24 protein-coding genes and 1 pseudogene are annotated in these 25927 nt (G+C 69.2%); 10 read left to right on the top strand and 15 right to left on the bottom strand.

Annotated elements, in window-relative coordinates:
• Positions 1-722 precede the first annotated feature (722 nt).
• Entirely contained in the window at positions 723-1340 is a 618-nt protein-coding gene (locus ACFVZW_RS25775; protein ID WP_384525611.1) for a hypothetical protein, read from the bottom strand.
• Positions 1341-1929: 589 nt separating this feature from the next.
• Between ACFVZW_RS25775 and ACFVZW_RS25770 the strand changes: the two genes are divergently transcribed.
• The 6 genes from ACFVZW_RS25770 (at position 1930) to ACFVZW_RS25745 (ending at position 8007) form a co-directional block, all read left to right on the top strand.
• Complete coding sequence (locus tag ACFVZW_RS25770; RefSeq protein WP_384525608.1) at positions 1930-2277, top strand: S26 family signal peptidase; 348 nt, start codon at positions 1930-1932, stop codon at positions 2275-2277.
• A gap of 878 nt (positions 2278-3155) precedes the next feature.
• A complete protein-coding gene (locus ACFVZW_RS25765) occupies positions 3156-4211 on the top strand; it encodes a helix-turn-helix domain-containing protein (RefSeq protein WP_384525605.1) in 1056 nt (351 codons plus the stop codon).
• 16 nt (positions 4212-4227) lie between these two features.
• A complete protein-coding gene (locus ACFVZW_RS25760; protein ID WP_384525602.1) occupies positions 4228-4587 on the top strand; it encodes a hypothetical protein in 360 nt (119 codons plus the stop codon).
• Positions 4588-5606: 1019 nt separating this feature from the next.
• On the top strand, positions 5607-6110 hold the full coding sequence (locus ACFVZW_RS25755; protein WP_384525599.1) for a hypothetical protein: 504 nt from the start codon (positions 5607-5609) through the stop codon (positions 6108-6110).
• 751 nt (positions 6111-6861) lie between these two features.
• Positions 6862-7446 (top strand): DinB family protein, encoded by a 585-nt coding sequence (locus ACFVZW_RS25750; RefSeq protein ID WP_384525596.1) that lies wholly within the window; start codon positions 6862-6864, stop codon positions 7444-7446.
• A 33-nt stretch (positions 7447-7479) separates the two neighbouring features.
• Positions 7480-8007: a transposase gene (locus ACFVZW_RS25745; protein ID WP_384525593.1), complete on the top strand. Its 528-nt coding sequence runs from the start codon at positions 7480-7482 to the stop codon at positions 8005-8007.
• A 44-nt stretch (positions 8008-8051) separates the two neighbouring features.
• On the opposite strand, the gene ACFVZW_RS25740 is transcribed toward ACFVZW_RS25745, so the two are convergent.
• From ACFVZW_RS25740 to ACFVZW_RS25720, 5 genes and pseudogenes are all read right to left on the bottom strand, one after another.
• Positions 8052-8381, bottom strand: a complete 330-nt coding sequence (locus tag ACFVZW_RS25740; protein ID WP_384525590.1) for a hypothetical protein — start codon at positions 8379-8381, stop codon at positions 8052-8054.
• Positions 8344-9471 carry a hypothetical protein gene (locus ACFVZW_RS25735; RefSeq protein ID WP_384525587.1) on the bottom strand — a complete coding sequence of 376 codons (1128 nt, stop codon included), beginning with the start codon at positions 9469-9471 and terminating at the stop codon, positions 8344-8346. Before ACFVZW_RS25735 ends, ACFVZW_RS25740 begins: the two co-directional genes overlap by 38 nt.
• 248 nt (positions 9472-9719) lie before the next feature.
• A complete protein-coding gene (locus tag ACFVZW_RS25730) occupies positions 9720-9923 on the bottom strand; it encodes a cold-shock protein (protein ID WP_384525584.1) in 204 nt (67 codons plus the stop codon).
• A 417-nt stretch (positions 9924-10340) separates the two neighbouring features.
• Positions 10341-10971, bottom strand: a pseudogene (locus ACFVZW_RS25725) (L-threonylcarbamoyladenylate synthase); the annotation flags it as partial.
• Between the two features lie 4 nt (positions 10972-10975).
• Positions 10976-11620: a carbonic anhydrase gene (locus ACFVZW_RS25720; protein ID WP_384525581.1), complete on the bottom strand. Its 645-nt coding sequence runs from the start codon at positions 11618-11620 to the stop codon at positions 10976-10978.
• A gap of 355 nt (positions 11621-11975) precedes the next feature.
• On the opposite strand from ACFVZW_RS25720, the gene ACFVZW_RS25715 reads away from it, so the two are divergent.
• Both ACFVZW_RS25715 and ACFVZW_RS25710 read left to right on the top strand, forming a co-directional pair.
• Positions 11976-13136 (top strand): hypothetical protein, encoded by a 1161-nt coding sequence (locus tag ACFVZW_RS25715; RefSeq protein WP_384525578.1) that lies wholly within the window; start codon positions 11976-11978, stop codon positions 13134-13136.
• Between the two features lie 459 nt (positions 13137-13595).
• Complete coding sequence (locus ACFVZW_RS25710) at positions 13596-14786, top strand: hypothetical protein (protein ID WP_384525575.1); 1191 nt, start codon at positions 13596-13598, stop codon at positions 14784-14786.
• A gap of 1118 nt (positions 14787-15904) precedes the next feature.
• On the opposite strand, the gene ACFVZW_RS25705 is transcribed toward ACFVZW_RS25710, so the two are convergent.
• The 3 genes from ACFVZW_RS25705 to ACFVZW_RS25695 form a co-directional block, all read right to left on the bottom strand.
• Entirely contained in the window at positions 15905-16240 is a 336-nt protein-coding gene (locus ACFVZW_RS25705) for a hypothetical protein (RefSeq protein ID WP_384525572.1), read from the bottom strand.
• Positions 16241-17027: 787 nt separating this feature from the next.
• Positions 17028-17396, bottom strand: a complete 369-nt coding sequence (locus ACFVZW_RS25700; protein ID WP_384525569.1) for a hypothetical protein — start codon at positions 17394-17396, stop codon at positions 17028-17030.
• Between the two features lie 191 nt (positions 17397-17587).
• Positions 17588-18166 carry a fasciclin domain-containing protein gene (locus ACFVZW_RS25695; RefSeq protein ID WP_384525568.1) on the bottom strand — a complete coding sequence of 193 codons (579 nt, stop codon included), beginning with the start codon at positions 18164-18166 and terminating at the stop codon, positions 17588-17590.
• A 715-nt stretch (positions 18167-18881) separates the two neighbouring features.
• Between ACFVZW_RS25695 and ACFVZW_RS25690 the strand changes: the two genes are divergently transcribed.
• Both ACFVZW_RS25690 and ACFVZW_RS25685 read left to right on the top strand, forming a co-directional pair.
• On the top strand, positions 18882-19319 hold the full coding sequence (locus ACFVZW_RS25690; RefSeq protein ID WP_384525565.1) for an SRPBCC family protein: 438 nt from the start codon (positions 18882-18884) through the stop codon (positions 19317-19319).
• Positions 19320-19383: 64 nt separating this feature from the next.
• Positions 19384-20421 (top strand): MerR family transcriptional regulator, encoded by a 1038-nt coding sequence (locus ACFVZW_RS25685; RefSeq protein ID WP_384525562.1) that lies wholly within the window; start codon positions 19384-19386, stop codon positions 20419-20421.
• Between the two features lie 40 nt (positions 20422-20461).
• On the opposite strand, the gene ACFVZW_RS25680 is transcribed toward ACFVZW_RS25685, so the two are convergent.
• The 6 genes from ACFVZW_RS25680 to ACFVZW_RS25655 form a co-directional block, all read right to left on the bottom strand.
• Positions 20462-21295 (bottom strand): DUF1295 domain-containing protein, encoded by an 834-nt coding sequence (locus ACFVZW_RS25680; RefSeq protein WP_384525559.1) that lies wholly within the window; start codon positions 21293-21295, stop codon positions 20462-20464.
• Positions 21292-21594 carry a hypothetical protein gene (locus ACFVZW_RS25675; protein ID WP_384525557.1) on the bottom strand — a complete coding sequence of 101 codons (303 nt, stop codon included), beginning with the start codon at positions 21592-21594 and terminating at the stop codon, positions 21292-21294. Before ACFVZW_RS25675 ends, ACFVZW_RS25680 begins: the two co-directional genes overlap by 4 nt.
• Positions 21591-22907, bottom strand: coding sequence for a class I SAM-dependent methyltransferase (locus ACFVZW_RS25670; protein ID WP_384525554.1), 1317 nt, complete (start codon positions 22905-22907; stop codon positions 21591-21593). The genes ACFVZW_RS25675 and ACFVZW_RS25670 overlap by 4 nt, the downstream gene beginning before the upstream one ends.
• Positions 22904-23662 carry a DUF1365 domain-containing protein gene (locus tag ACFVZW_RS25665; RefSeq protein WP_384525551.1) on the bottom strand — a complete coding sequence of 253 codons (759 nt, stop codon included), beginning with the start codon at positions 23660-23662 and terminating at the stop codon, positions 22904-22906. The genes ACFVZW_RS25670 and ACFVZW_RS25665 overlap by 4 nt, the downstream gene beginning before the upstream one ends.
• A complete protein-coding gene (locus ACFVZW_RS25660; protein ID WP_384525548.1) occupies positions 23659-24918 on the bottom strand; it encodes an NAD(P)/FAD-dependent oxidoreductase in 1260 nt (419 codons plus the stop codon). Before ACFVZW_RS25660 ends, ACFVZW_RS25665 begins: the two co-directional genes overlap by 4 nt.
• Before the next feature lie 92 nt (positions 24919-25010).
• Entirely contained in the window at positions 25011-25631 is a 621-nt protein-coding gene (locus ACFVZW_RS25655) for a sigma-70 family RNA polymerase sigma factor (protein ID WP_384525545.1), read from the bottom strand.
• Between the last annotated feature and the right edge of the window lie 296 nt (positions 25632-25927).

The raw sequence follows: 25927 nt of genomic DNA, 5'->3' as shown, positions 1-25927 counted from the left end.
CTCGCCGGCCCCTTAATCCGCACCCGGCCGCCGCCGCGACTCCGCAGACCTCACGATCGCCCGCAGGCGGGTCATAGATCAGCGACAGACTCGATGAACGGGCTCTGCCGCTGATGTTGTGATCGGGCTGGATCCTGCACGATCACACTGGGTACGTTGTCGCCCATGTCCCTCCAACCGCGCAGCCGCGATGAGCTGGTCGCCTTCCTGTGTGACCTGCACAAAGAGTTCCGTGCTCACGGCCACGAGTGGGAGAACAACACCTGGACAACTTCCTTGAAGCGCTTGCTGCATGGGTGCACGACTCCCCCGGTGCATACCGAGATACGGGAGAGCAGATCCCACGCGGCGGAGACTGGACCTTCATGGCCCGAGCCCTCCACGCAGCCACCATCTACGAGTAGAGCGGCGGCGCTCCGCGCCAATCCAGTACGTCCGCGGAGTAGGTCGACGGCGCCGGATTCGGCAAGTGCGCGAGGGCCCGTGTTTCGGCTTCGCGTCGGTCAGACGCGCTAGGTGCGGATGCGGTCAGCTGTCTGGTAGACGAGGCCTTGCCAGCTTGGATGTCGCGCTGGGCGACGGCGCCGACGAGGGCCGAGAGTCGGCCACGCTGACGTCTTCGGGGACGGCGATGCCGAGACGAGCCGCACCCCGGTCGGAAGGGGGTCCGACCACCGGTCGTTCGCGGCGGAGAACATCCGAGGAGGTTCCCGCTCAGTTCACTAGCCGACGGAAACAACACGGTCGGGCCGACCGCCTGGGGCGACGGTCACTTCGTGGACCGCGCCTCCCTCGGTGGTCATGCGGATCCGGTCAGCAGCCGTCCACACGGTCTCGCGGAGTTCGTTGTCTTCGTCGTCGCCGTTGAAGCAGCCGACACTCCAGCGGCGTTCCAGCGGCCGGCTCCCTTGGTGGACGTAGACGCACCGAACGGGGTCGAGGAAGCCGTGCCGCGCCACCACGACCAGCCGGCGGTCACCGCGGCCGGGAGCAGCCTCGGTCTTCACCTCCTCGTCCGAGCCACCGAACACCGCGGAGACCCAGCCGCCGAAAAGCAACGTCGGGACGCCGACGACGAGCAGCATGGTGACCAGGGGCACACGCAGCAAAGACTTCGCCAGCCCCAACAGGACCGCCCCGGTCAGCGCGGCCAGGGCGAGCCACCCCAGCAGAAGGACGTACTCGCGGAGCCCGAGCAACAGGACCAGGGCGCCCTGGCCTCCCGACTCGAGCCCAGCCAAGCCAGCGGCGCCGAGGACGACCGCCACCGCCAGAAGCAGGAAGGCCGACGGTCTGCGATAACGCGTGAAATTCATGATCCCCCGAACGATGTGGATCACGCAGCCTAAGGGGGAGGGCGGGCAGACGCCAGGCCCGATAGGCCGGGGGCAACGCGGGCGGGAAGCAGCACAGTCGGAACTTCCTCGGATGTTCTCCGCCTCGATCGATCGGTGGTCGGGCTCGCCTCCGACCGGGGGCAGCTCGTCTCGGCATCGCTGGCCGCAATACCTGGGAGCCGGGCGAAAGCGCAGCATCGCACCGGCGAGATGAAGACGGCAGGCACCAACCCGGGCTCATACCCCCGAAGTCGTAGGCGATGTAGAGCTGAGTGGTGAAGTCGTCCAGCTCCCTGTGCAGCCGGAGCATCGTGGCCAGCAAGAGAGCCGCGCTCTCGGCATCGACCGCGTCGGTACGTTCGACATCGGTGAATCACCATCCAGGCCTAACAGCACCGGCACGTGAGTCTCGCTCACCAGGCCACCCCGTCCTCCACAATGTGCAACCCCGACCTGGGTCTGCAGTCCTTTGGCGACATGGCTTGGTGCCGCATCAGGCGACGTTCGCCTCGCCGGCGGAGCGCGGAGTAGTAAATCGGTGGGGTGATGTTGGGGAATCTGCCACGATCCTCGGATGGGTGCATTGAATGCAGTGGCAGGCAGGGTTGCCGGCGGGGCCACCGTGGCGTTTCGGCCCAGCGGCTCCTCGATGGTCCCGCTGATACGCAGTCGGCAGCAGGTGGTCGTCGCTCCGGTCGACCCCTCGAAGTTGGAGGTCGGGGACATCGTCCTCGCCCGTGTCGCCGGGACGGTCTACCTGCACTTGGTGTCGTCCGTGGACCCCGCCAGGAAGCGGGTGCAGATCAGCAACAACCGTGGCCGCGTCAACGGCTGGACCCGCCATGATCGTGTCTTCGGCATCTGTGTGGCAGTCGACGGCGTAGCCCGGTCAGGAGTCGCAGGCAAGACGCTCGTGGCCGACTCCGACAACTCTTCCTGAACCTGATGCCGCAGCGGCATCGGGCCGCCAAGCTGTCCGGGTGGCAGAACGAGTGCCGCGTTCGCGAGATCGGTGACGCAGAGGCCAGAACCAGCCCAGGTCCCCCGGGTGCAGTTGCATCGGCGCCCCGTCGTACTGCCACTCCCACAGCACGCCCACAACCTCGCTCAGCCCGTCGGCTCCCGGCTTGTCCAACGTAATCGCCATACCCCGATCACACACAACGGCACTGCGGTGCGCACCGGGTTTCCGACCGGCCGGTGTCACGCCCACTTCAGGAGTGAGGCGAGGTGACGGCTGCTTGGTAGGACTCGGCGGTCTTGGCGTGGCGGGTGGCAACTCCGCGCCTTTGCTTCGAGCGGTTGAAGCACCGTTCCACGACGTTGCGGCGCCTATTGACGTCGCGGTTGAAGGTTGGCGGGTGGCCGCCCCAGGTGCCTCGTCGGGTCCGGTTGCCGGCCTGGTCGGCCCTCCGGGTGGTGTGCGGGACGTTCCGGTGCCGCAGCACGTGCGGATCGTCTTCGAGCCGTGCCTTCGTCGCTGATGACCTGGCCGAGCCGAGCACATGGCCGCCCGGGTCCGAGCCGGGGTGCCCGCATCGCCTGTCGGCCCCCTTCGGGTGGGTGCCGGAGGGGGTTCGGTGCGGGCCGGCTGCATTCTGGTGGGCGCAGACGTTGGTGGAGCCGAGGGAGAGGCCACCAGCCGATCTCACCCGCTCCGCTGCGCCCGCCGGCTCGTCGACGTACGCCACAACGACCCGAGCGGGCGTCCGAATGCACATGCCTGATAATCGATCGCGTGGCGGCGGGGGTGAAGCACGGCCGTGCGACAACCGGGGTGGGGCTCGATCGCCGTCATGTCGAGGCGTGGGGGATCGTATGGGGTTGCTGGTTGCGTCGGAGGCTGTCGGGGCGCGTGAGGACAGGTTCGACTGGTTCTGCGAGACGGTGTCCACCGACGTCATGCCCGTCATGCTCAGCACCCAGCATGCGGCCGACTTCCGGGCGAGCATCACGGACCTGGATCTCGGCGTGGTGCGGCTGTCCGCCTTGGCCTGCTCACCCGTGCTCTCGCGCCGCACCTTGGCTCATGTCCGGCGTGGCGATCCCGAGCACTTGCAGCTGGCGCTCGTCACACAAGGTGCCGTCAGAATCTCCCAGCGGGGCAATGATTCGGTGGTCGCGGGGGGACTCGTGCTCACGGACACGTCGCGACCGAGTGAGGGGGCATGCATAGGCGGTCAGATGGAAACGGTGGTCCTGCAGATTCCCCGTCAGGCCCTGGCACTGAGCTCAGACCGTGTGGACCGCCTCCTCGCACGGGACTTGGCCGCAGACGTGGGGTCTGGGGCGATCTTCGCCGACTTCCTGAAGTCGCTGCTCACGCGCGGCCCGCGCTGTCGCCCGGAGGAGCTGCGAGGGATGGGGTCAGTGGCCCTCGACCTGGCCACCGCGTTTCTCGCGCAGCAGCTCGGTGACCTTGGTGAGGCGCCCGCGGAGGCCCGTGCGCAGGAGGCAGTGCAGCGCATCCATCGCTTCATCGAGAACAATCTCGGCGATCCGGGCCTGACTCCTCAGGTCATCGCCGATCGGCACAACATGTCCCTACGGCGGCTCTACACACTCTTCGGCGACCAGCCGCTGACCATCTCGGCACGTATCCGCCAGAGCCGGCTTGAGCGTGCCCATGCCGACCTCGCATGCGGGGAACTGTGCGGTCAGACCGTTCAATCGATCGCGGCGCGCTGGGGCTTCTCCAGCGCCACCGGGTTCAGCCGGGCGTTCCGCGAGGCCTACGGGATCACCCCTACCGAACATCGTGCGTCCTCCTTGGTCGCCACACGGCACGCAGAGCACAGAAACCCTGCACGTCACGCACACCACCGCGCGCTGCTCGGGCCTAAGTTCACCGCTGGAGATACCGCCCCAGCGTGAACGGAGTCACGGGGATATGAACGTGTACAAGAAGGTCGCCACCACTGCCGGGGCCGCCGCCCTGGCCTTCGCCGGAGTCTTGGGCTCCGCGGGTCAGTCGTTCGCTGCGTCGAACGGACAGCAGATCCACTTCCACGACAGCAGCAGCGTCGTCTACTCCATCCGTATCCAGGGATTCAACCAGAACGGCGATGTGGCATCGGGATGCTTCGGCACCCCGGGCAAGGACACCTGGGTCGGCGGCTGGTGGTGGAAGGGGGAGGTCACCGTCACCTTCTACAAGAACAGCTCCTGCTCCTTCGCCACGTATTACGGAGAGACGAACGCGTGGGTTCCCACCTCGCAGAGCAGCGACTGGACGTCCGTCTACTCCTGACCCAGGAGGCCTTCGAGCTCCCGGCCCGCCACGGGTACTGGCACTACGGGAGCAGTGCGTACGCCGCCGACGCATTCCAGTCCCCGCCAAACGGGTCACGCGGGTGACCGACGGGACCGGGCGGCTGCGACACTACCGCCGGGCGAACAGCTTCCCTCACACGGCAATCCGTACGTCAGTTGAAGCAGTTCTTGTGCACTCCCCTGTTGCGCTCGGGCCGCCCGTGGCGTTGTGCCGGTACTCGGTCTTCTCGCCGTGGCACCTGACGGGGATCGTGCCTGACCCGCCTGCGGCAGCTGGGGTTCAACTGGTTGAGTCGGACGGCAGGAGCACCATCGCCTGGCGCATCGCGTCGTCAGGCGGTGGGGCGCGTGTTCTGGCGGTGTGCTGGGCCGGCTTCGCCTTCTCCTTCACCTCACGGCCGACGCAGTCCGCCGGCTCAACGCCGCCGGACTGCGTCGCCGCCTCAGCCGCAAGCTCCAGACCTTCCGCAGCCGCACGTCCTCGTGGCCGACGAAGTAGGCCTGCTAGCGGAGCCGCCTTCTGGTCCGCGATGCGGCCGTGGCCTGCCGGGCCCCTGTTTCCGACGACGAGCGGGGTGCAGGATGTGGCCGAGCAGATCGTGTGGTGAGGGGGACTTGACGTGGGACTGCGGACCGGTGATCCACACGCGGTGGGCGGCTACGAGTGCTCGACCGCCTGGGCGAGGGCGGCATGGGGGAAGTGTTCCTGGCGCGCTCCCGCAGCGGCCTGAGAGTAGCGGTGAAGCTGGTCAGGGCGGAAGTCGCTGCCGACCCCGCCTTTCATGAGCGCTACCGTCGTGAGGTGTCGGCCGCCCGAGCGGTTCCGCGATCTGGACGGCCCCCGTGGTCGATGCGGATCCTGACGCGCAACGGCCGTGGGTGACCAGCCTGTACATCGACGCACCGGACCTGGCGCGCCTGGTGGACCGTGACGGGCCTCTGGGGATCGAAGGCCTGCGCAGGTGAGGGGCGCAGCTCGCCGAGGCGCTCGGGGCGGTGCACCAGGCTGGTCTTGTGCACCGCGACGTGAAGCCCGGCAACGCCCGCATGGCTGATGACGGACCCCGTCTGATCGATTTCGGCATCGCCAAAGCCATCGCGCCGGCGACTGCTGCCACCACCCTGACAGGTGCTCATGTGATCGGCACCCCTGGCTTTCATGTCTACCGGGCAGATCACCGGCAGTACGGTCGGCCCGTCCTCCGACATCTTCTCTCTGGCCGGGCTGCTGCACTTCGCCGCGACCGGTGCCACGTGCTTCGGTCACGGCACGGTCGAGACCTTGCTGTACCGGGTTGTGCCGGCAGCGAGAAACCGTCGGGGCGCGGGATCACCGCCCGCTCCTCGTCCGTGACGATCAACAGGATGTTAGGGCGACGCGCCATGGCCACTTGCCCTCCGACGTGGTTCGCGTATGCCGCACCCGTTGCACGGCGACGGACGGGGCACGTGCACCCGAGCGGTGCAATGAGCCCGGATCTAGGTCGCGAACGCACCTGACGCTTGCGAGGCCGCCGCCACATGAACCCGTCCGGGTGACGGGTATGCCGCTCATCAGACGTAGCCCCTCCCGGTACCGGCCACCGCTCCGCGATCCGCACGGCCTGCCGCGCCAACCGCACGTGTCCGCGCAGTAGCCGGCACGTGCTGCCGCCATGATGAGGCGTGACATTCGACGGTGAGAAATGGTGTGAGACTGCCGTTCCCGGGCTGTCCGTCCGGACCGGCTCCGGCATGACCGGAGTGCGGCTGCTGGGCTGGCAAGGGGTGCTGCCCTTCTCCGTAGTCCGCTCCGTTGTGCTTGCGGCGAGCTGGGAAGATCCGGTGCTGGCGCTACGTGTCCCTTCCCTGCCACGCGGAGGCGCGGGGTGACGATCTCGGCTCTGACAACGGCACGGCAGAGTCAGGGTGCCGCCGGGATTCGCCGTGCCGCGCTGGTGTTGGACTGCGAGACGTTCCTCGAGCGGGCGACGGTCTGGACGAGCGACACACCGGTGACTGGTGTGCGGGGCCCGAGGGGCCGACGGGCTTCCGCCTCGCGCACGGGGCACTGGTCTGGGCATGCAGCTGCTGAACGCCCTGACCGCTTGGTCGCCCGGACAATGACTTAGAGGTTGTCTCATGTGGCAAGTTTCGCGAGCTTCTTGTAGCAGATGGGCGGCGGCCATGGCCAGGCTTCGGCTCTGCCGGTCGTTGCGGACCACGTACGGGATCTTGAGACCACAAGCAGCCCATGGCAGGCTCATGCCGCATGATCGATGAGTTCGCGAAAGACAACCTGCACGGGAGACTGCGGCGGGACCGCAAGGCGCTGCTCTGGAAACTCGACGGCTTGTCCGAGTACGACGCCCGCCGACCTTTGACAGCGACCGGGACCAACCTCCTCGGCCTGGTCAAACACGTGGCCACCGTCGAGGCCAGGTACTTCGGCGAGGTCTTCGACCGCCCTTCCCCGGAACCGCTGCCCCGGTGGCAGGACTCCGACGGCAGCGATCTGTGGGCGACCGAGGACGAGACCCGCGATCAGATCATCGATTTCTACCGGCGCACGTGGGAGCACTCGGACGCGACGATCAACGCGCTTCCCCTCGACGCCCGCGGCCACGTGCCGTGGTGGCCGGAGCCTTATACCAACACGAACCTGTTCGCCATCATGGTCCATGTCCTCGGCGAGTCCAACCGACATGCCGGGCATGCCGATATCCTGCGCGAGGGCCTCGACGGCCGGACCGGGGTGCGCCCCGAACACGAGCAGCAGATCAACGAGGAAGCCCGTGCTGCCTACTGCGCGAAGATCGAGCAGGCTGCCAGGTCGGCCGCACCAATCAAGGCTTAGAGGTTGTCTCACGTGACTTGATGTTCGTGCGGCATGCTGCCGGTCGTGGGTGCTGATCTGTCGAAGCGTCTGGCTCCCGATGAACTCTGGGAGCTGGCCGCCCCGTTGCTGCCGTCGTTCGCTACTCGTCCGCAAGGTGGTGGGACCGCTCCGTGTGACGAGCGGGCCGTGTTCACGGCAATGGTGTACGCGCTGACCAGCGGCTGTGCCTGGCGGCATCTGCCGCCGACGTTCGGCACGTCGCCCGCCACCGCGCAGCGCCGCTTCACGGTACGGACCGAGGCCGGCCTGTGGAGTCGGCTGCACCGGGCGGTGCTGGACGAACTCGAGGCCCGGGGCGAGGTGGACTGGACCTCGGCGATCGTCGACGCGGCCTCCGTTCGCGCCAAAAGGGGGATCGCTGACCGGGCCGAACCCGGTCGATCGCGGCAAGAAGGGCACAAGCTGCACGCGTTGTCCGATGCCCAGGGCATCGCGCTCGCCGTCGCCGTGTCCGGCGCGAACATGCACGAGGAAAGGGCTCGCACTGCCTCGCCTTCCTCGGCCTGGCCGCCGCCCTGACCTGCTACAAGAAGCCCGCGAAGCTTGCCACGTGAGACAACCTCTCAGGCGCTGGGCACCGTCTGGCGGATCGCAGCCAGCATCTCGTCGCGGTGCGGGGCGTTGCTTCGTGACCAGATGGGTGACCAGATCGTGGCTGCGATCGTGAAGTCACGATGCTTGCCGTCCCGGGTGGTGATTCGCAAAGAGCTCTTACGGAAGGGCGCCACCGAGACTATCTCCCGCAAGGGCACAGCCTGGGCCTGGTTCGCCCACTCGACGATCAGATCAATTGCCTTGGCCGCCCCTGCCGGGGCTAGCTTGCCCGCCGTCTTCGATTCCCGGTCGCCCCGGCGTTCAGCTGCCGTCAGGCCGTAGGCGTGAGGCCGTGACATGGGGCGTGTCCGGGTGGGGGATGCGCAGTTTGAGCAGCCGTGCGAGCCGGAGGCGTTCGCTGGGGGTTGCCCAGGCCTGACGGCGGTCAAGGAGGTCGACGGTTGCCGTGTTGAACGCGGCCCCGGTCTGGCGGGTGCGAGTGATGGCGCTCAGGAAGGAGTCCAGGGTCGCGTTGCCAGGACTGCTGGTCGGATCGGTCCCGGTTCCTCCGTCAGGGGTGGTTCCGAGGAAGGCGGCGCCGAAGCTGGGCAGTGGGTTTACCGCACCAGGAAGCACGTTTCCGGTGGAGTGGGTCAACCGTTGTTGGCCGCGAGCATCCCGCGTGTTCAGCAGCGCCATCAGCACCGTGTTGTTCCTCCGGGACAGCTCGGTGCGGAGGGTGGCCAACCGTGGCTGTTCGAGGAGCAGCTGCCCGTAGTAGGCGCGGTCCAGCGTCGAATTGATGAGTTCTTCATTCGCGTTGAGCAGCGGATCCTGGTGCAGGGTCTCGTGCGACAGAGTCGTTCCGAGAATTCGGAAGTCCTCATAGCGGTAGCGCTGGTTGACTACGATCTCTGGGCCGTTCGGAGTGGGCACGACTTGAGCGATCGCGTTCGGGTCGGGCAGCGTCACGAAGTGAACGCGGTGATAGAGGCCGTTCCGGATGGTGCGGATGCCGGCCTGGGCGGGGCTGCCGGCCAGGGAGGCGAGGGCAGCGCGCAGATTGAGATCCGGCACCACGGCCGCGATCTGCGAACTACGAAAGACAGTGAGTCCTTCCTCGACCGCACGGTGACCTCGCGGCTTGAGCGTGGTCTTGAGCTGCTTGACCAGCTGCTCAGCGCTGATCTTCCGGGACGGCGCCGGCTCCATGAGAGGCCCAGCGGGATACGTCACGGTACTGAGCAGTCCGAGATCGGTGGGAGGGAAGGGCGGCTGGGCCAGCAGCCGCAGCGCCCCGTGCGGATCGTTGACTTCCGCATGAGTGCCGACGACACCGCGGCCGGCTGATGCAGGCGTGGCCGCTGCCAGAGGGAGAGGCATCAGCGTCGCGGCGGCCAGCGCCAGGGCCAGGGCAGCGGCGTGCCGACACGGGAGGAGTGCAGTCATGCAGCGTGCCTATCCAGCGGTAGTCGGCGCCCCGGAATGCCACGCCGCACCGCGACCGGCATTCACCCTTGCGGCCCGCCGGCCCGCAACATGGCTTTCAAACAAGTCACGGACTCGGCCGTTCAGAACAGGCGCTGACCACCCATCACGCGTCGAGGGCCACACGGCGTGGGCCGGTCTGCCCTCGACGCGAATGACGGGTCTGCTTGCCGGCCCGCGTTGCGTCGGCGCAGGCCGGATCCAGAGGGTCAGGCAGGGTTGATGTTCTCCGCCTGCGGGCCCTTCTGTCCCTGGGTGATGTCGAACGTGACGGTCTGGCCCTCTTGGAGCTCACGGAAGCCCGAGGAGTTGATCGCAGAGTAGTGGGCGAAGACGTCCGGGCCGCCGCCGTCCTGCGCGATGAACCCGAAGCCCTTCTCCGAGTTGAACCACTTCACAGTTCCCGTAGCCATGGTCATGCCTTCCAGTCGATGTATGCCTCCCACGCATATGGAAGGCGGAGGTGATCGCCCTGGTCCCTGCGGCACAGCACAGCAAAGCGCCCACACCTTTGGCGTGGGCATTGGAAACTCCGAACCACGACAGCTGACGCAGACGTTACCCTCCTGTACACGGCGTCACCAGGGGAAACGACGACGTGTCACATCCAGGAAGAGCGGGCATGCCGCGGCGACGGTCACATGCAGGGAGGCGCTCACGACAGTTGCCCGGGCCACGACCGCCCGGCCCAGCACGATGCGCGGCCGCGGGCGGGCCAGGAGCCCGGCCCGCTCGCAGGCCGAAGAGCAGGGTGGGCGGCATCTGCGGCAGATCCGCAAGCATCGCTTGGCGGGCCAAGGCTTGGCGGGGAGCACTCGTCTGGGCGTGGTCAGCCCTGGCACCGCCCTTCTCAATCGCTCTGCAGACAGGACTCCTTCCCGTACGAGGACGGGCGCCGCGCCGGTGACGTCGACGATCGACGGGGAGAAAGGGCCGGCGGTCGGGCCGCCGTCGAGGTACACCGACACGGAATCGCCCCGCATCGGGTCGGCGGTGCCACAGTCCTGTGGCGAGGGGCAGTCGGTGAGGTTCGCGCTGGAGACCGCCAGCGGGCCGGTCTTGGCCAGCAGTTCAGGGGCGAGCGGATGGTCGGGCATCCTGACCGCCACTGTGCCCCGGGTTTCGCCGAGATCCCACGTGAGCGACGGCAGGTGGCGCATCACCAGAGTCAGACCGCCCGGCCAGAACGCGTCGATCAGTTCGCGCGGCGCTGTCGAGAGCTCTCCGTGAGCCCGCTCAGCGCGTCCGCTGATTCGACGAGGACAGGCGATGGTTTCTGGGGACCCGTCCTTTGGCGGCCAGCAAACCGGCGACGGCCTGCCGGTCGAAAGCGTCGGCAGCCACACCGTAGACGGTGTCCGTGGGCGGCACGACGAGACGTCCTTGCCGTAGTGCGGAGACCGCTTCCTCGAGCCCGGCCGCACGGGCTGACGGCTCGGCACGGTCGTATCGCGTCGCCATACGGTCAGCCCGGCTCCGCAGCCGACCTCGAGCCGCTGGAAGCAGCCCCATGGGACGTCACGAGCCGGACGCTTCCCCCGGCGAGCTGGTAGCCCAGTCCCACGACGGCGACCTCCCCCGCTTCCACCTGCTGCGACAGGACACGGGACCGTTCCAGAAGCAGGCCCACTGTGTGTCGTATGTGCTCGTCGATGATGTCGCTGTCCTCGGTCAGACCCGCGGCCCGAGCGGCCAGCACGCTTGGAGTGACGCGCTCGACCACGTCACGGACGAAGCCGTCCGCCGCGAATCCGTCCTCCACTGCTACCCGAGCCGCCGCGACGGCGCCGCATGAGTCGTGCCCGAGGACGACCACCAGACGGCTGCCGAGCACGGTGGTGGCGTACTCGACACTGCCCAGCACCTCCGAGCCGAGTACGTGTCCCGCCGTCCGTACGACGAACAGGTCACCGAGCCCCTGATCGAAGATGATCTCTGCGGCCAGCCGGGAGTCCGAGCACCCCAAGACGACAGCGAAAGGCTCCTGCCCCGGGGTCAGCTCTGCCCGACGGGCGGCGTCCTGATTGGGGTGCTCGGGCGTACCGGCCACGAATCGGCTGTTTCCGGCAAGAAGGGCCTGGAGGGCGGCCTCGGGAGAAGTTCTAGGCATGCTCCCACCCTACGAGCCGCTCTTCGGCCCCACTCGGCCAGGCAGGCCATCGCTCCGAGCGACGCCGGTTCCCGTGCGAAGAGAGCGCCCTCGGGGCCCATGTGGAGAGCCTTCGTCCAGGGCGAGCCCGACGCGGCCGGACACCGATCGGAGGCCAGGGCGGCGACAGTGCCGGTGCTCAGCGGTCGGGCAGGAGAATGGTGATCTTCAAGTTGGGAATACCGGGTCCGAACCGCCGGGTCCGTGGCTCGTCCGGCGCCGTGGTCCGGGGCGGTTGCGGCCGGCTAGGTGAATGCCCGGTCACGCTTCGGCGCGGGACTCCCGGTCGCCACCTGCCACCGGATAGTCATATGGCATGACCACACTCCGCTCACGTCGGCGCGTTGCCGCCTTGGCGCTGACCGCCGCGACGTTGCTGCCCTCGCCTGTGGCGGCAGCCACGCCCGTAACAGCCGACCAAGGCGCCGCCGGCGCTCATGCGGAAGTCGGAGATCCGAGCCGTGAGGCGCTGCGGCAGCTGGCCCAGCCGCCGTTCCCGCCCACGGACCTCAGCCTGCTGAATACGCAGTCCTACCCGCAAGGGCCGCCGATGCAGCCCGCGCCTCCTCGCGAGACCACCGCCGAGGGACTGGTCGAGCAGCTCAAGAAGACCCTCAAGCCCCGCGGCCACCGTGCGGTGGACGAGGGGCTCGCTGTCTTCCATAGTGCGCAGATCGCCACTGTGGTGCCGGATCTGAATCTCCGCGCGGCCCTCGCTTCTCTGGCCGGCAGCCCCGCTCAGGCAAGCGTCCAAGCCATCCGCAGCGGCGTCTTCCACCATGTCTACTTCGGCACACCCCCGAACCCGGCCGCCACCGCGCAAGTCGTCATCGGCCCGAACGGCCCGGAGATCGTGTACCACCAGCGCTTCCGCTACGAGGACTTCCGGCTGCTCGGAGTCGTCTTCGCACATGAGACGCTGCATCAGGACCCGCAGGTCAACGACAACGAAGAGCTGACTAATACGGCGCTACAGACCGCTTACTACGGGCAGCTGCTCCTCAAGGAGCCGCACGTGGCAACCGGCCGCACTGAGCTGTCGCGAAGGATCAACACTGCGCTGATGGCGTTGTTGAACACGCGCGACGCGCGCGGCCGGCAGAGGCTGACCCAGTCCACCGGGAACGTCCTGCCTGGTGCGGCGAATCCCCTCCCGAGTTTCGGGGCCGCGTTCCTCGGCATCACTCCCGACGGCGGCACCGGGACGGATCCCACCAGCACCCCGGGCAATGCGAACCTGGACTCCTTCCTCAACTCCATCACCCGCACCCGCCAGACCGGGGCCGCATTCGACACCACCACCGTCGAACTTCTGAACCGCCGTCAAGCCTGGGCGACTCCGCGGGAGCGCGTCCGGCTCGCGCGGCTGCTTGAGCTGCGCATCTCCCACCTGAGCAAGCCCGACGTCGCAGCTCAGCGGCTGCGACCCCAGGAGCCGCTGGAGGGTTGGGGTATCGGTATCGATGCCCCGACCTGAGTCCACCGCTGTCGCAGATGCGACGGCGTCAGGGACTTCTTCGGAGGCGCCGGCGAGGTGGCCGCGTCCGAAGCGGACGTAGCCTCGCTACTGACGCCCGGCGAGCAGAGCCTCAGGCCGGGGGCTCATCCGCACCCACCGCAGGGCGCGCAGTCTCCTTCCCGGGTTCCGTACACGAGCGGGTTTGGCACTACCGCCCCAGCGGCCCGTACACAGCGGGCCGCCGTGCCTGGCATGTGGTAGACCGGCACCGCCCGACCTGTGCGTGCCGACGCCTGGGAACCGGGAGCACTCCTTGGTCGGCGGCGTGCGGTGTTCGCCGGTCACAGCACGGCTCGGTTGATGCCGGCGTCGAAGGCGCCGAGCGAATCGACCACACAGCCGTCATGCGGGTGAAATGGCCGGTACCCCACGGCGGGGTGGCGCGGCCGGGGTGCGGCGGTCGGATAGCAGTGGGGCATGGTCGCACTCTCCGCGCGTCGCCGCGCTGCCGCCCTCGCCATGACTGCCGCCGTCGTCCTGGCCACACCGTGCGCGGCTGTCGCCGAAGCCCCCGTGGTGGCACCTCGAGACACGTCCTCCAACTCCCAGGGCCAAGGAGAGCACAAGCCCTCTGACAGCGTGGCCCTGCGGCAGCTGGCCCAGCCGCCGTTCCCACCCACCGATCTGAGCCTGCTGAGCACGGGAGCCTATCCCGATGCGCCACCGATGCAGCCCGCACCACCCCGCGCGATCACCGCCGAGGAACTGGTCAAGCAGCTCAAGACCACCCTCAAGCCACGCGGCCGCCGTGCGGTGGAAGACGGGCTTGCCGTCTTCCACAGCCAGCAGATCGCCGCCATCGTGCCCGATCCGAACCTGCGCGCCGCCCTCGCCTCCCTCGCAGGCAGCCCCGGCGCGGCCAGCATCCAAGCGATCCGCGACGGCATCTACTCGCGCGTCATCTTCGGCATCACACCGCGTCCGGAAGCGATTGCCATGGTCCTGCTTGGGCCCGCCACCGATCCGCGGCCCTTCATCGTGTTCAACCAGCCCTACCGCTACGAGGACTTCCGGCTGCTCGGGGACGTCTTCTCGCACGAGACCCTCCACCGTGCGGACCCGAACAACGGAAACGAGGAAGCCATCAATGAGGCCCTGAACACCGCCTACTACGGGAAGTTGCTCCTCCAACTGCCGCGGCTGGCCACCAGCCGCACGGAACTCGCCCGCAGGCTGAACACGAGACTGATGGCGCTGTTGAACACACGCGACGCCCGTGGCCGACAGCGACTGACGTACTCGACCGGCAACGTGCTGCCCGGCGCGGCCACCCCTCTGCCCAGCCTCGCCGCCCTCCAGCTCGGGATCACCCCGGACGGCGGCACCGCAACCGACCCCACCAGCACGCCGGGCAACGCGAATCTGGACTTCTACCTCAGCGCCATCACCCGCACCCGGCAGACCGGCGCCGCGTTCGACACCGCCACCGTCGAACTCCTCGACACCCACCAGGCCTGGGCCACCCCCAGCGAGCGCATCCGTCTCGCCCGCCTGCTCGAACTCCGTATCCCCAAGCCGGGGCCGTGGCCCCGGCAGCGCGAGGACGAGCCCTGGCACTCCCCCACCTCCCCGCCCAACGGCAAGCACGAGGAATCCATCCCTTGGTGAACGACCGCCGATGAGACACCCTCCCTCTCCGGCACGGCCGAAACCCGGAACGGCAAGTCATCCGCCGCCCTGGGCACGCCAGCCGTCTGCATCGAAACCTACTGGAAGTAGCGCGCTGTAAGTGCGTCAAACGCCCCCGAGCAGCGCCTTAGCCTCGGGACAACCAGGCGCAAGTGAACAGCTCCTCCAGGACGAGACGGCGATGTCCATCACGCTCGCTCGCAAGGGAGGCGAAGGAGCCGAGTGAAGGCGGATCCAGCGGCTGCTAGCACGTCTGGCTGTCTCCCCCCGAGCGTTCGTCGGCGGCAACCTCAGGTGGTCGGCCCCTCAATCGGTAGACGTCGTGGCACGCTCCCCAGACCAGACGTTGCAACAACCCGGCAAGGCAGCCTGCTCGATCAGCCCGCCGAGTCCTGGATACGCGCGAGGGCAGAGACTTCCTGAACCGTAAAATCGCGCGACACCTCCTTCTTGAATGGCTTCGTTCACTTCGTCGGACACTGGGGCGTGAGGGCGGGGTACACGTCCTTCGGGGAGAACAGCGTTCCCCTCCCGTCGGGTGGGACCAGCCAGGAGAGCCCCGCCACATTCCGGCCGGGGTCGGGAACGGCCAGCCACGTCCCGCAAGTCAGAAAGCGGGCAGGTCGATCCAGCCCCGTTGGAGGACTGCCTGGAGCCACCAGAAGCACCAACTCCTGACGCCTGTTGTTGCGAAGCACCGGGCCGGTCGCCGGATGGCCGGAGCGTGCTACGGCGTTCAGCAGGCTGCGCCCCAGCATCTCCGGGACCGCGAGCCCGTCCCAGAGCCGCCCCGCAGGCAAGAGCACTACACCCCGCTCGCTCGTCCTCCACTCACGCAGACACCCGGCTGGGTCGTCACAGGCCGAAGCCAGCCACCGAGCCGACCACAACGAGCAAGTCATTGCTACCTCATCCCTGATCAGGCCGCTACGAGCCCGACTCTCCCGGACCGCAGGCGGCACGGACAGGGAGGCGGAAGGTGGCGGATTCAACCGGCCGGTTCTTGTGAACTGTCAGGCGTTGCCACCCTCATGGGCCAGGCAGCAAGCCCGGGCAGCCCAAAAGCGTCCGCTCCTGACAGCCGCGGCGGTGAGAGGTCACCGGGCAGCGTTGATCCATCGCAGGAGTGCGCCCAGCTTGGTGTCGTCCAGCGCGGATAGGGCCTCGATGGCATCGAGGTCGCCCGGCAGGGGTGCGATTCCAGCCGTGGTGAGAGCGGCATGCAGCTCCAGACGACGGCGGTCGGCCGGATCGATGGAAGCGGACAGGCCGCCCGGCGGCGCGGGCGGGGGCAGAAGGCAATCGCCAAGTCCCATCAAGCCGCGAGCCCTCGACGTATCCGCGGGCTTGTCGTCGACGAGCGCGGCGGGGAAGCGATACGGGTCCAAACCCCGCACAGTGGTGCCCATGGTGAAACCCTGAAGCCCAGTCATGAATGCCTCCTCAGTCGTCACGCAACTGGTGAAGACGACTGCAAGGGGACAGTGGGCAGTTGCAGCACACGAGGTACTCCACCCGAATGCCCTCTACAGCATCTCGTCACAAGAAGGATGAGCCGACGGCGCCGTTGCCCTGGTCGTCCTGCTCACCGGCATCCTCAACGGCTCCACGCGCGGACCGCTCGAACTGCGCCGCCGGATACTCGACGAGAGTCAACTCATTGGGCGCGACCGCGTACACGCACTGGCTCGCCGCATCACTCTGTGGCTGCTGCCGGCCGCTGCGTTTGGCACCTGCGCGAACGGCCTCCTGGCCGACGCTCCGGTCCAGGAAACCGTCACCCCGGTCCTCGCGGTGGTGTCCCAGGCGACGCCCATGTCCTCGGCCCCGGAGAAGAGGCACCCGGCGGTGAGTGAGCAAAGGGCGACCAGGGCCGCCCCCGTCGTGGCCAGGGTGCGCCTGGTCCGTCTGCCGGACGGTGCGTCGTTCACCTGCGCGGTCATGTTCGCTCCCCCGTGGCGCCGTTGACGGTCCGCCGGACTTCCCGCGTGCCTCGGCGGCGATCGTCAAAGGGAGCCGGTCCGCCGGGGCGGAAGGCGCACCCCTGCCGGCCGACGACGGCTACGGCCCTGGGTGGTCCGCACCGCCTGAGCGGGGACGATTCGGCCGGAAGCTACGGGGGCGGGCGGGGCCAGGCAGGGGGCCGTCACCCTTGCAGCGCTGTGAACGTGACGTTTGATGACAGAACCAGGTCAAGGTCGGCCGTGGCCGCTGTCCCCGTCACTGTTCCTCTTCCACGCGGATGACACGCCGTAGCTCGTCGGCCGCTGTGTGGCTCGTGCCCTCGCGCTGCTCCAGCATGGCCGCGGCGATGGCATCGAGCTTGCGCTGGACGGCATGCGCGTCACGCCGTTCGGTGTTCTTCAGCAGGGTGAGCAGGAGCAGGTTGACGGCCGTCATGACATCCCCCGCAAAGATCAGCCAGGGGACGGGCAGGTGCGCCAGATGGATGGCGACCATGCCGAGAACCAGAAGCACGCACAGGACATAGAAGAGCGGCGAACTGGTGACGTTCGACGCCCGCTCGGAGAAGGCGGCGAACCGGTCGCGCCCTTCGCCGCCCCGCTCCGCGGGGTGCTGAGTGGTCATGCCCGCCATGCTCCCTGCCGGGCACTCTCCGGTGCGGGACCCCCGGCCGAGGACTGCACCCGATCACCCCACCACCAAGCACACGGGACAGAACAAGCCGGACGGCCCCGCGGTATCAGGCCAGAGCAGGCTGAAGGACTCGCTGCGGCCGTGGGAGGTTCCAGGGAGCGCGGCACGCTCTGACGCCGTTCTCACTTCGGCATCAGAACCGTGTCGATGATGTGCACGGTCGCATTGGCGGTTTGCACGTCGCCGCACACGATGGTGGCGGTGTCGTACACCTTGTACGAATCCCCGGACCCCGATGTCGTCAGCGTGCCGCCCTGGAGAGTCTTGAAGGACCCGTCCGCGAGGTCGGCCTTCTCCACTGGTTCGTCCACCACGTGGTACGTGAGGATCTTGGTGAGGGTGGCCTTGTCGGCGAGGACCTTGTCGAGGTCCGCCTTCGGGATCTTGGCGAACGCGTCGTTCGTCGGCGCGAACACCGTGATGTCCTTCGCGTTGTTCAGCGTGTCGACCAGACCGGCCTTCTGCACGGCAGTGACCAGAGTCGACAGAGCAGGATTGTTGGACGCCGCCGTCGCCACCGGGTCCTTGGCCATCCCGTCGAACGAACCGGCGCCCTCCTTCGGCACCGAAGCACAGCCAGGACCGAAGGTGCTGCCGCCGTCGTGAGCCGACGCCAGGGGCGCCAGTGCTCCGAGCGAGACCGAGAGGGCCGCGGCGGCCAGGGCGGCCGATAGACGACGTCGGGTGAGCGTGGTGTTCATGACGTGCTCCTCCTGCCGGCCGGACGTCGAGCCGTCTTCGGCCGTGGATGGGTTGTCCTCTCACAGAGGCATTCGGCGCCGAGCGCGTCTTCGGATGGGGCCGGCGGCACATTTCTTCACGGCCGGTTTGCCGCGGCCGGGGCGTCGGGAGAACGCATCCGACGTACACCCGCGTGCCGAGGTGATGGGAGTGAATGCAGCAGCCGCTACGCAGGCACGAACAGATCGAGACCGGTATGACGAGTACGCACTGGCTCGTCTGCGACCAACTGGGCCCTGCCCTGCTCGCAGCGGACGGCCACGGCGTCTACCGCCCCCAACCGGCGGGGCGTTCACGGCGGCTGCCGGAGTTCTCTGCGCCCGCATCGTGGCTTGCTCGAACACAACGCCCGTATCTCCGGGGCGGTACACGGCCTCGATCGGCGCAAGGATCTGGCCGCCCTGCTGAAGCAGGAGCGAGGACGAGGTGAGGAACCGCCGTGAGTCGGCCGGCGACCGTATGCGGGCACACGGTCGGCACCCCTCGGCCCCGTAGTCGGGCTGAAGACAGCCCGTTCGAGCGACGTACGAGCTCCCCATCGTGCGGCGTCGGACCACGCCGGCCCAGGTCTCGCCGGGCTCGGCATGCTGCATCCGGCCCTCGCCCACGCCCGGAAGCATCAGTGTCTGAGGTGCGGCCGGGAGGCCGGTGGTGTGGGAGACGGAGGACCGTGCGGTGATCAGTGTGGAGCGCAGTTTCGTGGTACGCCTTCCCTTGCCCGCGCTCGTGACGTATCTGGAGGACTTCACCCGCACCGAGGAATGGGATCCTGGGACGATCTCCTGCATACGGCTGGACGACGGGCCGGTGCGGGCGGGTGCGCGCTGGCTCAACACGTCACTCTTCCGCGGCCGCACGACGGAACTCGAGTACCGGCTCGACGTGCGCGAGCCCGCACGGCTGGTGTTCGTCGGGGAGAACAGAACGGTGACCGCGGTCGACGACCTTCGCTTCGGCGATGAGGGGGACAGCACCCGGCTGACGTATCGGGCCTCGCTGACGTTCAAAGGGCTCGCAAAGCTGGCCGCGCCGTTCTTGCGGCCGGCATTCGAGCAGCTGGCCGACGAGGTGTCCGTACGCCTGCCGACCGCTGCCATCGCAGGACACACCTGACAGCGCACCGCTCGGCGGGCTCCCCACCCGATTCGCATCGTTTCTGCGTCGTACGGTGGATGGCATGTCCGAAACGACACACGGGATCACGACGGGCGCGGTGGCGCGGCGTCTGGGGGTCTCGCCGACCACGGTGCGTTCCTGGGATCAGCGGTACGGCATCGGCCCTGCCGTGCGCGCGGACGGTCGGCACCGGCGGTGGAGCCCGGCGGACGTGGCGATGCTGGAAGAGATGTGCCGCCTCACAGCGTCGGGCGTCCCGCCCGCCGAGGCGGCACGTGCCGCCAAGCGACGGCCAAGGGCAGGCGCGGCGGCCGCCGAGGCATCCGTCGTCCGCTTGGCCGAGTCCGTCGAGACGGTGGAACGGAAGACGCCACCGCTCGGCGCACCGACGGGCAAAGCCAACCGTGCCGGCCCGGGCGGCGGACTGCCGCTGGGGGACGTACGGCAGGAGTGCCGCGGGCTGGCCCGCGCCGCCGTGCGACTCGATGGTCCGGCCATGGAGGGACTGCTGCAGGAGGTCCTGGCGCAGTACGGGCTGGTCACCGCGTGGGAAGAGGTGATGGTCCCGACGCTGCATGCGGTGGGCCGCAAGTGGGAATCCTCCGATGACCGTTACGTCGAGGTGGAGCATCTGTTGTCGTGGCACGTCTCCACCGCATTGCGGCGGGCCGCCGTCACAGGCCCGCCGACCGCCTCCTCGGCCGCTCCTGTCGTTCTGGCCTGCGTCCCGTCGGAGCAGCACACGCTGCCGCTGGAGGCACTGACGGCGGGACTGGCCGAACAAGGCCTGCCGACCAGGATGTTCGGCGCGGCGGTGCCGGCGGAGGCCCTGGACGCGGCGGTGCGGCGGTCCGGTCCGGCCGCCGTCGCCCTCTGGTCGCAGGCCAGATCCACCGCGGATCACTCCCTGGCCCTGCACGTCGCGGGAACGACCTTCGGGGTGAGGGGGGCCCGCACTGCTCCCCTGGTTCTGCTCGCGGGGCCTGGCTGGCTCGGCCGGACGCCCGCTCACGGCATGATCCGTCCCACCGGCCTGCGCGAGGCCCTCGACGTGATCCGTCGGCTCTACGGAGAGCAGGCCGGGCACGTCGCGGGCTGAGACAGGCCGTGATCGCACGAGGACGGCTCATCGCCCGCGGTCAGATCCGGTCGTCGACTGTTCGTCGTGCGTTCCCCGGACGGGGAGGCCGGGGGAAGAAGCCGCTCGTGCGCTCCCGGTAGGCGGCGTACCCCGGGCGGTCGGCCATGTGGGCCTCCAGGAGGCGTTTCCCGCTGCCCCAGATGAGCAGGGCGCTCATGACGAGCGGGGAGACGACAAGGAGGAGGGCGGTCTGCCAGGTGGCACAGGCCGTCAGGTAGAGACCCCACCAGACGAGGAAGTCGCCGAAGTAGTTGGGGTGCCTGGACCAGCTCCACAGCCCGCGGTCCATGACGTGGCCCCGGTTCTCCGGATCGGCCTTGAACCGGGCGAGTTGATGGTCCCCTACCGCCTCGAAGGTGAGGCCCGTCGCCCACACGGCGAGGCCCAGGAAGGTAGTGGCCCCGAGCGGCTCGGGCAGCAGGACCGCGACCTGGACGGGTAGGGAGACGAGCAAGACGAGGGCGCCCTGGAGGAGGTAGACGGTCCGCAGCGCGTAGAGCGTGCGGTTGCCGCGGGCGCGGGCGAGCATCCTGGCGTACCGGGGGTCCTCCCCGTGGCCGCGTCCGCGCCGGGCGATGTGGGCCGCGAGTCGCAGCCCCCATACCGCGGTGGCGAGCGCGACGAGGGTACGGCGGCCGTCGTCGCCGTGGCCGGCCGAGAGGAGCCAGGCGACGACGGCGACGGCCACGAAGGCGAGCCCCCAGGCGACGTCGACGATGCGATGCATGCCCTTGACCGTGCCGATCACGAAGGTCACCAGCATGGCGGCGAGCACGGTGCCCGCCGAGGCGGCCAGGACGACGCCGAGGGAACCGGCGTCGACGGCGGTCATGACATCTCCCGGTACGAATTGGTGGGTGTGATGCGCAGGGGCGCCTCGCTGTGGTCGTCCGTCCGCACGGTGAAGATCTTGTCCGCTCTTATGCGGTGGTGAACGAAGGCGAGACCGCTGCCGACGAGGTGGAAACGCCTTGCTCTGGCCGTGGGTTCGCCGACGACGGCGACGAACTCGGACCAGGGTTGTTCCGGCGTCCGGTACCAGGCGCCGATCGTCCGGGCGCATCGTTCGCGCAGCGGCTCGGTCAAGCGCACCTCCAGGCCGGCCCCTGCGGGCCCCTCGGCCGGGCTCACGGGGTTCCCTCCGTGGTGGCGGCCGTGAGCCCGAGTTGGCGGACATCCAGGTAGCCGGATCGGAATCCGGCCTCGGAGTACGCGAGGTAGAACTCCCACATGCGCCGGAAGACGTGGTCGAAACCCAGCGCGGAGACGGCGGCCTCCTGGCGGAGGAAGCGTTCCCGCCACTGGCGGAGGGTCTCGGCGTAGTGGTCGCCGTAGCCGATGTCGTGGGTGATGCGCAGTCCGGCCATCGCGCTCTCTCGGGTGATGGCCTCCGGGGAGGGGATCAGCCCGCCGGGGAAGACGTACTTGCTGATCCAGGTGTGGGTTCGGGCGGTGGCGAGCATCCGTTCGTGCGGCATGGTGATGGCCTGGAGCGCGACGCGCCCGCCGGGTGCGAGGAGGCGGCGGAGCGCGGTGAAGTAGTCGGACCAGTATTCGGCGCCGACGGCCTCGATCATCTCGACGCTCACGACGGCGTCGTAACGTCCCCGGGCGGCGCGGTAGTCGAGGAGTTCGACGCTGACCCGGTCGGCGGCCCCGGCGTCCGCGATGCGCCGGCGGGCGAGGCCGAGCTGCTCCTCGGAGAGGGTCAGGGTGCGGACGCGGGCGCCGCGGGCGGCTGCCCGGATGGCGAGCTCGCCCCAGCCGGTTCCGATCTCGAGGAGTTCGGTGCCCTGGCCCGCCCCGGCCAGATCGAGGAGCCGGTCGATCTTGCGGTGCTGGGCGGTGGCGAGCTCCCCGTCTCCGAGAGGGAATCCCGCTCTCGGCAGCGGGTCGAAGACAGCGGCCGAGTAGGTGAGGCCGGGGTCGAGGAAGAGGGCGAAGAGCTCGTTGGAGAGGTCGTAGTGGCGGTGGATGTTCCGGCGCGCGCCCTCGGGGGTGTTGCGGTCGGCAGCGGGCCTGCGCCGGACCCAGGCTCCGCGCAGTCGGCGCAGTGGTGCGGGAACGAGGTCGTCGACGTGACGGGCGAGCACGGTGAGGACACCGACGAGGTCGTCGGCGTCCCATTCGCCGGCCATGTACGACTCGCCGAAGCCGAGCAGGCCGTCGGCGCCGATCCGGCGGTGGAACGCGTCGGGGTCGTGGAGCGTCAGGGTCGGCTCTGCCTCCGTGCCGTCCTGCGGCCGGGGTACGCGGGGTGCGTCGGCTGCGCTCGCCATCCGCAGGGGCAGCCGGGCGAAGGCCCGCTCGACGAGACGGCGCGCGACCGCGGTGCGCGCGGATGAGGCCCGGGGCAGCCGAGCGACGTCGGGCCAGCGCTCGGGGTCCACGTCGACGACGCCCGCCCGGGTGGTGGGCGGGGTCGTAGGGAGGGAGAGGGTCACGGGGCGGTGCCTTCCTGGACGGAGGGGGCGGTGCGCGGACGCGGACGGACGGGAAGCCCCTTGAGGTAGAGGCGGATCCCATGCCGGCGGATGCCGATCGATACGCCGAGAGTCGACCAGGGATGCCGCACCACGGCCGCGAGCAGCATGCGGGCACGAGCGGGCCGGCGGGCGCCGCGGACCGTGGCGGTCAGAGGGCGGGAGCCGTCCGGATGACGGAGCTGGACAGTGAGGTCGAGGCGGTCGCCGGGAGGCGGCAGCCGCATGCGGTAGGCGCCCTCGACGTCGAGGAACGGCGAGACGTGGAACTCCTTGGCGACCTCGGCGCGGCCCCGCCCGTCGGGGCGCATCAGATAGCAGTGGCGCCCGCCGTAGGTGTTGTGCACCTCCGCGACGACACAGACGAGTCGGCCGACGCGGTCGCGGCACCAGTACAGGGTGAGCGGGTTGAAGACGTGTCCGAGGACGCGCGCGTGGGCGAGCATCAGGACCTGGCCGTCCGCGTCCCTTACGCCATGGGCGGCGAGGTACGCGTCGAGGCCGGAGCGCAACGTGGGCGCGTCGCCGTCGAAGTGGTCGCGCGGGTCGAAGCGGGCGAGGGGCCGCAGCGGTCGGGGCAGTACGGGCAGGTCGTCGATGTCGACCAGCCAGAGGTAGGTGCGGTGGCGCAGGGCGTAGTGGAGGGGGGTGACGCGGGTGTGGGCGACCTCGGTCTCGTACAAGGCGGGGACGGGCGGTGGGGCGACGCCGGTCATCGCCAGTTCACCCCCAGGTGCAGGGCCGCCTCGACGCCCGAGCGGCAGCCGTCCTCGTGGAATCCCCAGCCGTGGTAGGCGCCCGCGTAGGCGGTCACGGAGGTGCGGAGGGTCGGCAGAAGTCGCTGGGCGGCGACGGACTCCGGTGTGTAGACGGGGTGTTCGTACGTCATGCGGGCCAGGACGGTGGACTCGTCGAGGCGGTCCCCCGGGTTGAGCGTGACGATGTGCGGCTCGTGGGTGGTGAGCCTTTGGAGCCGGTTCATGTCGTAGCTGACTTGGACGGAGCCCGGTCGGGCGGTGCAGGAGGGCAGCCAGTAGTTCCAGGAGGCCCGGGCGTGGGGCGAGCGCGGCAGCAGCGTCGTGTCGCGGTGCAGGACGGTGGGGTTGGTGGAGTAGGTGAAGGCGCCGAGGACGTGCCGCTCCTGGTCGGTGGGGTCGGCCAGGAGGCGCAGGGCCTGGTCGGGGTGGACCGCGATCACGACGGCCGCGTGTTCCGCGGACTCGCCGTCGGCGGTGACGACCGTGGCGTGGTCGGCGCCGCGCACGACGGTGCGTACGGGGGTCGCGGTCCGGACGGAGGCGACGGACTTGGCGACGTGCTCGACGTACGACGCGGAACCACCGCTGACGGTCTTCCACTGCGGGGACCCGGTCGCGGACAGGAGTCCGTGGTGGTCGAGGAAGCGGAACAGATAAGCGGCGGGGTACCGCAGAGCGGTGCCGGGTGCGCACGACCAGACGGCGGAGACGAGAGGGATCGCGAAGTGGCCGACGAAGTAGGCGGAGAAGTGGTGAGCCCTGAGGAAGTCTCCGAGTGTTCGTGTGGTGTCGTCGGTGGACAGCAGGCGGCGCGCGGCGCGGTGGAACCGCGGGACGTCGGCGAGCATCAGCAGATGGCGGCCCCGGCGGGCGTTCCCACCGCCGAGGAGGCCGCGGGCCCCGCGGGCGCCGGCGTACTCCAGGCCGCATCCGTCGCAGCGGACGGACATGCTCATCTCGGAGTCCTGTGTGGTGACGCCGAGTTCGCGGAAGAGGCGGAGGAGATGGGGGTACGTGCGCTCGTTGTGGACGATGAAGCCCGTGTCCACGTGGAGCGTCCCGCCCTCGGGGGCCGTCAGCTCGTGGGTGTGTGCGTGGCCCCCGAGCCGGTCCTCGGACTCGTACACCACCACGTCGTGCGCGCGGGACAGGATGTGGGCGGCGGTGAGACCCGCCACTCCTGCCCCCACCACCGCGATGCTTCGTCCGTTCATCGTCTCCACCCCTTGTGTGATGGCCGTCGGCCGGTTGTGGCGGCGGCCCCGTCCCCTTCGGCTGCTCGTTCGGAGCGCTCGCCCGGGCCGGATCAGCCGGTGGCCGCGGCGAGGGCCAGGTTGTGGCGCATGCGCTGGAGGCCGCGGCGGGCGTGGCTCTTGACCGTGCCCAGCGGCATGCCGGTGCGGTCGGCGATCTGCACCTGCGTCAGGTCCGCGAAGTAGGCGAGTTCCAGGACGTCGCGCTGGACGCGGGGAAGCCTGGCCAGTTCCTCGGTGACGACGATCCGGTCGAGGACCCGTTCGGGCTCCTCGACGGCGCGGCCCTCGTGTTCCAGGGAGGCACCGAGGGCCGCCGCGAGCTCGGTACGGCGGGTGCGGGCGGTCAGCGCGTCGGCGATCTTCCGGCGGGTGATGCCGGTGAGCCATGCCGGCAGGGTGCCCCGCTCGGGAGAGAAGGTGGCTCGTCCGCGCCATGCGGCGACGAAGACCTGCTGGGTGACGTCCTCCGCCTCGCGGGGATCTCCCATCGCCCGGGCGGCCAGCGTGTGGACCAGTCGGCCCCAGCGCTGGTACGCCGCGTCCAGGCAGTGCTCGTCACCCTCCACCAGTCCGCGGGCGATCCAGTCGTCGGCGCCGTCGTCGAGTGGAGGCTGGTGGGAGTGGGGCTCCGTCGGAGCGGCGAGGTCGCCGGTGATCCGGTAAGCGGTCATGACGGTTCCTCCTCCGGGTGGTGGCGCATGCCCCCACCGGGGCTCGAGGGCCGCCGCGCGAAGCGGCGTCCGGCGGGACCTCACCGGTCCCGTGCCCCTTCACGTTCCGACCCACGAGACCCCTGGCGCAACTCGCGTCGTTTGCGCATCGAATTCGATTGTGTGTGTCTTCAGTGGTGTGTGTCGTTCACGACCGGAGCGGAACGGGCGCCGGGATCTCGCCGATCCGACACGTGGATGGTGCGAGCAGCCAACGAAGACCTGCGAGGAAGCCCCGTGCCGCTGGACCGTGGTCC

It is taken from the genome of Streptomyces sp. NPDC059567 (assembly GCF_042735655.1).
In the GTDB taxonomy this organism is placed as follows: Bacteria; Actinomycetota; Actinomycetes; order Streptomycetales; family Streptomycetaceae; genus Streptomyces.
This window is presented reverse-complemented; position numbering and strand designations above follow the sequence as displayed.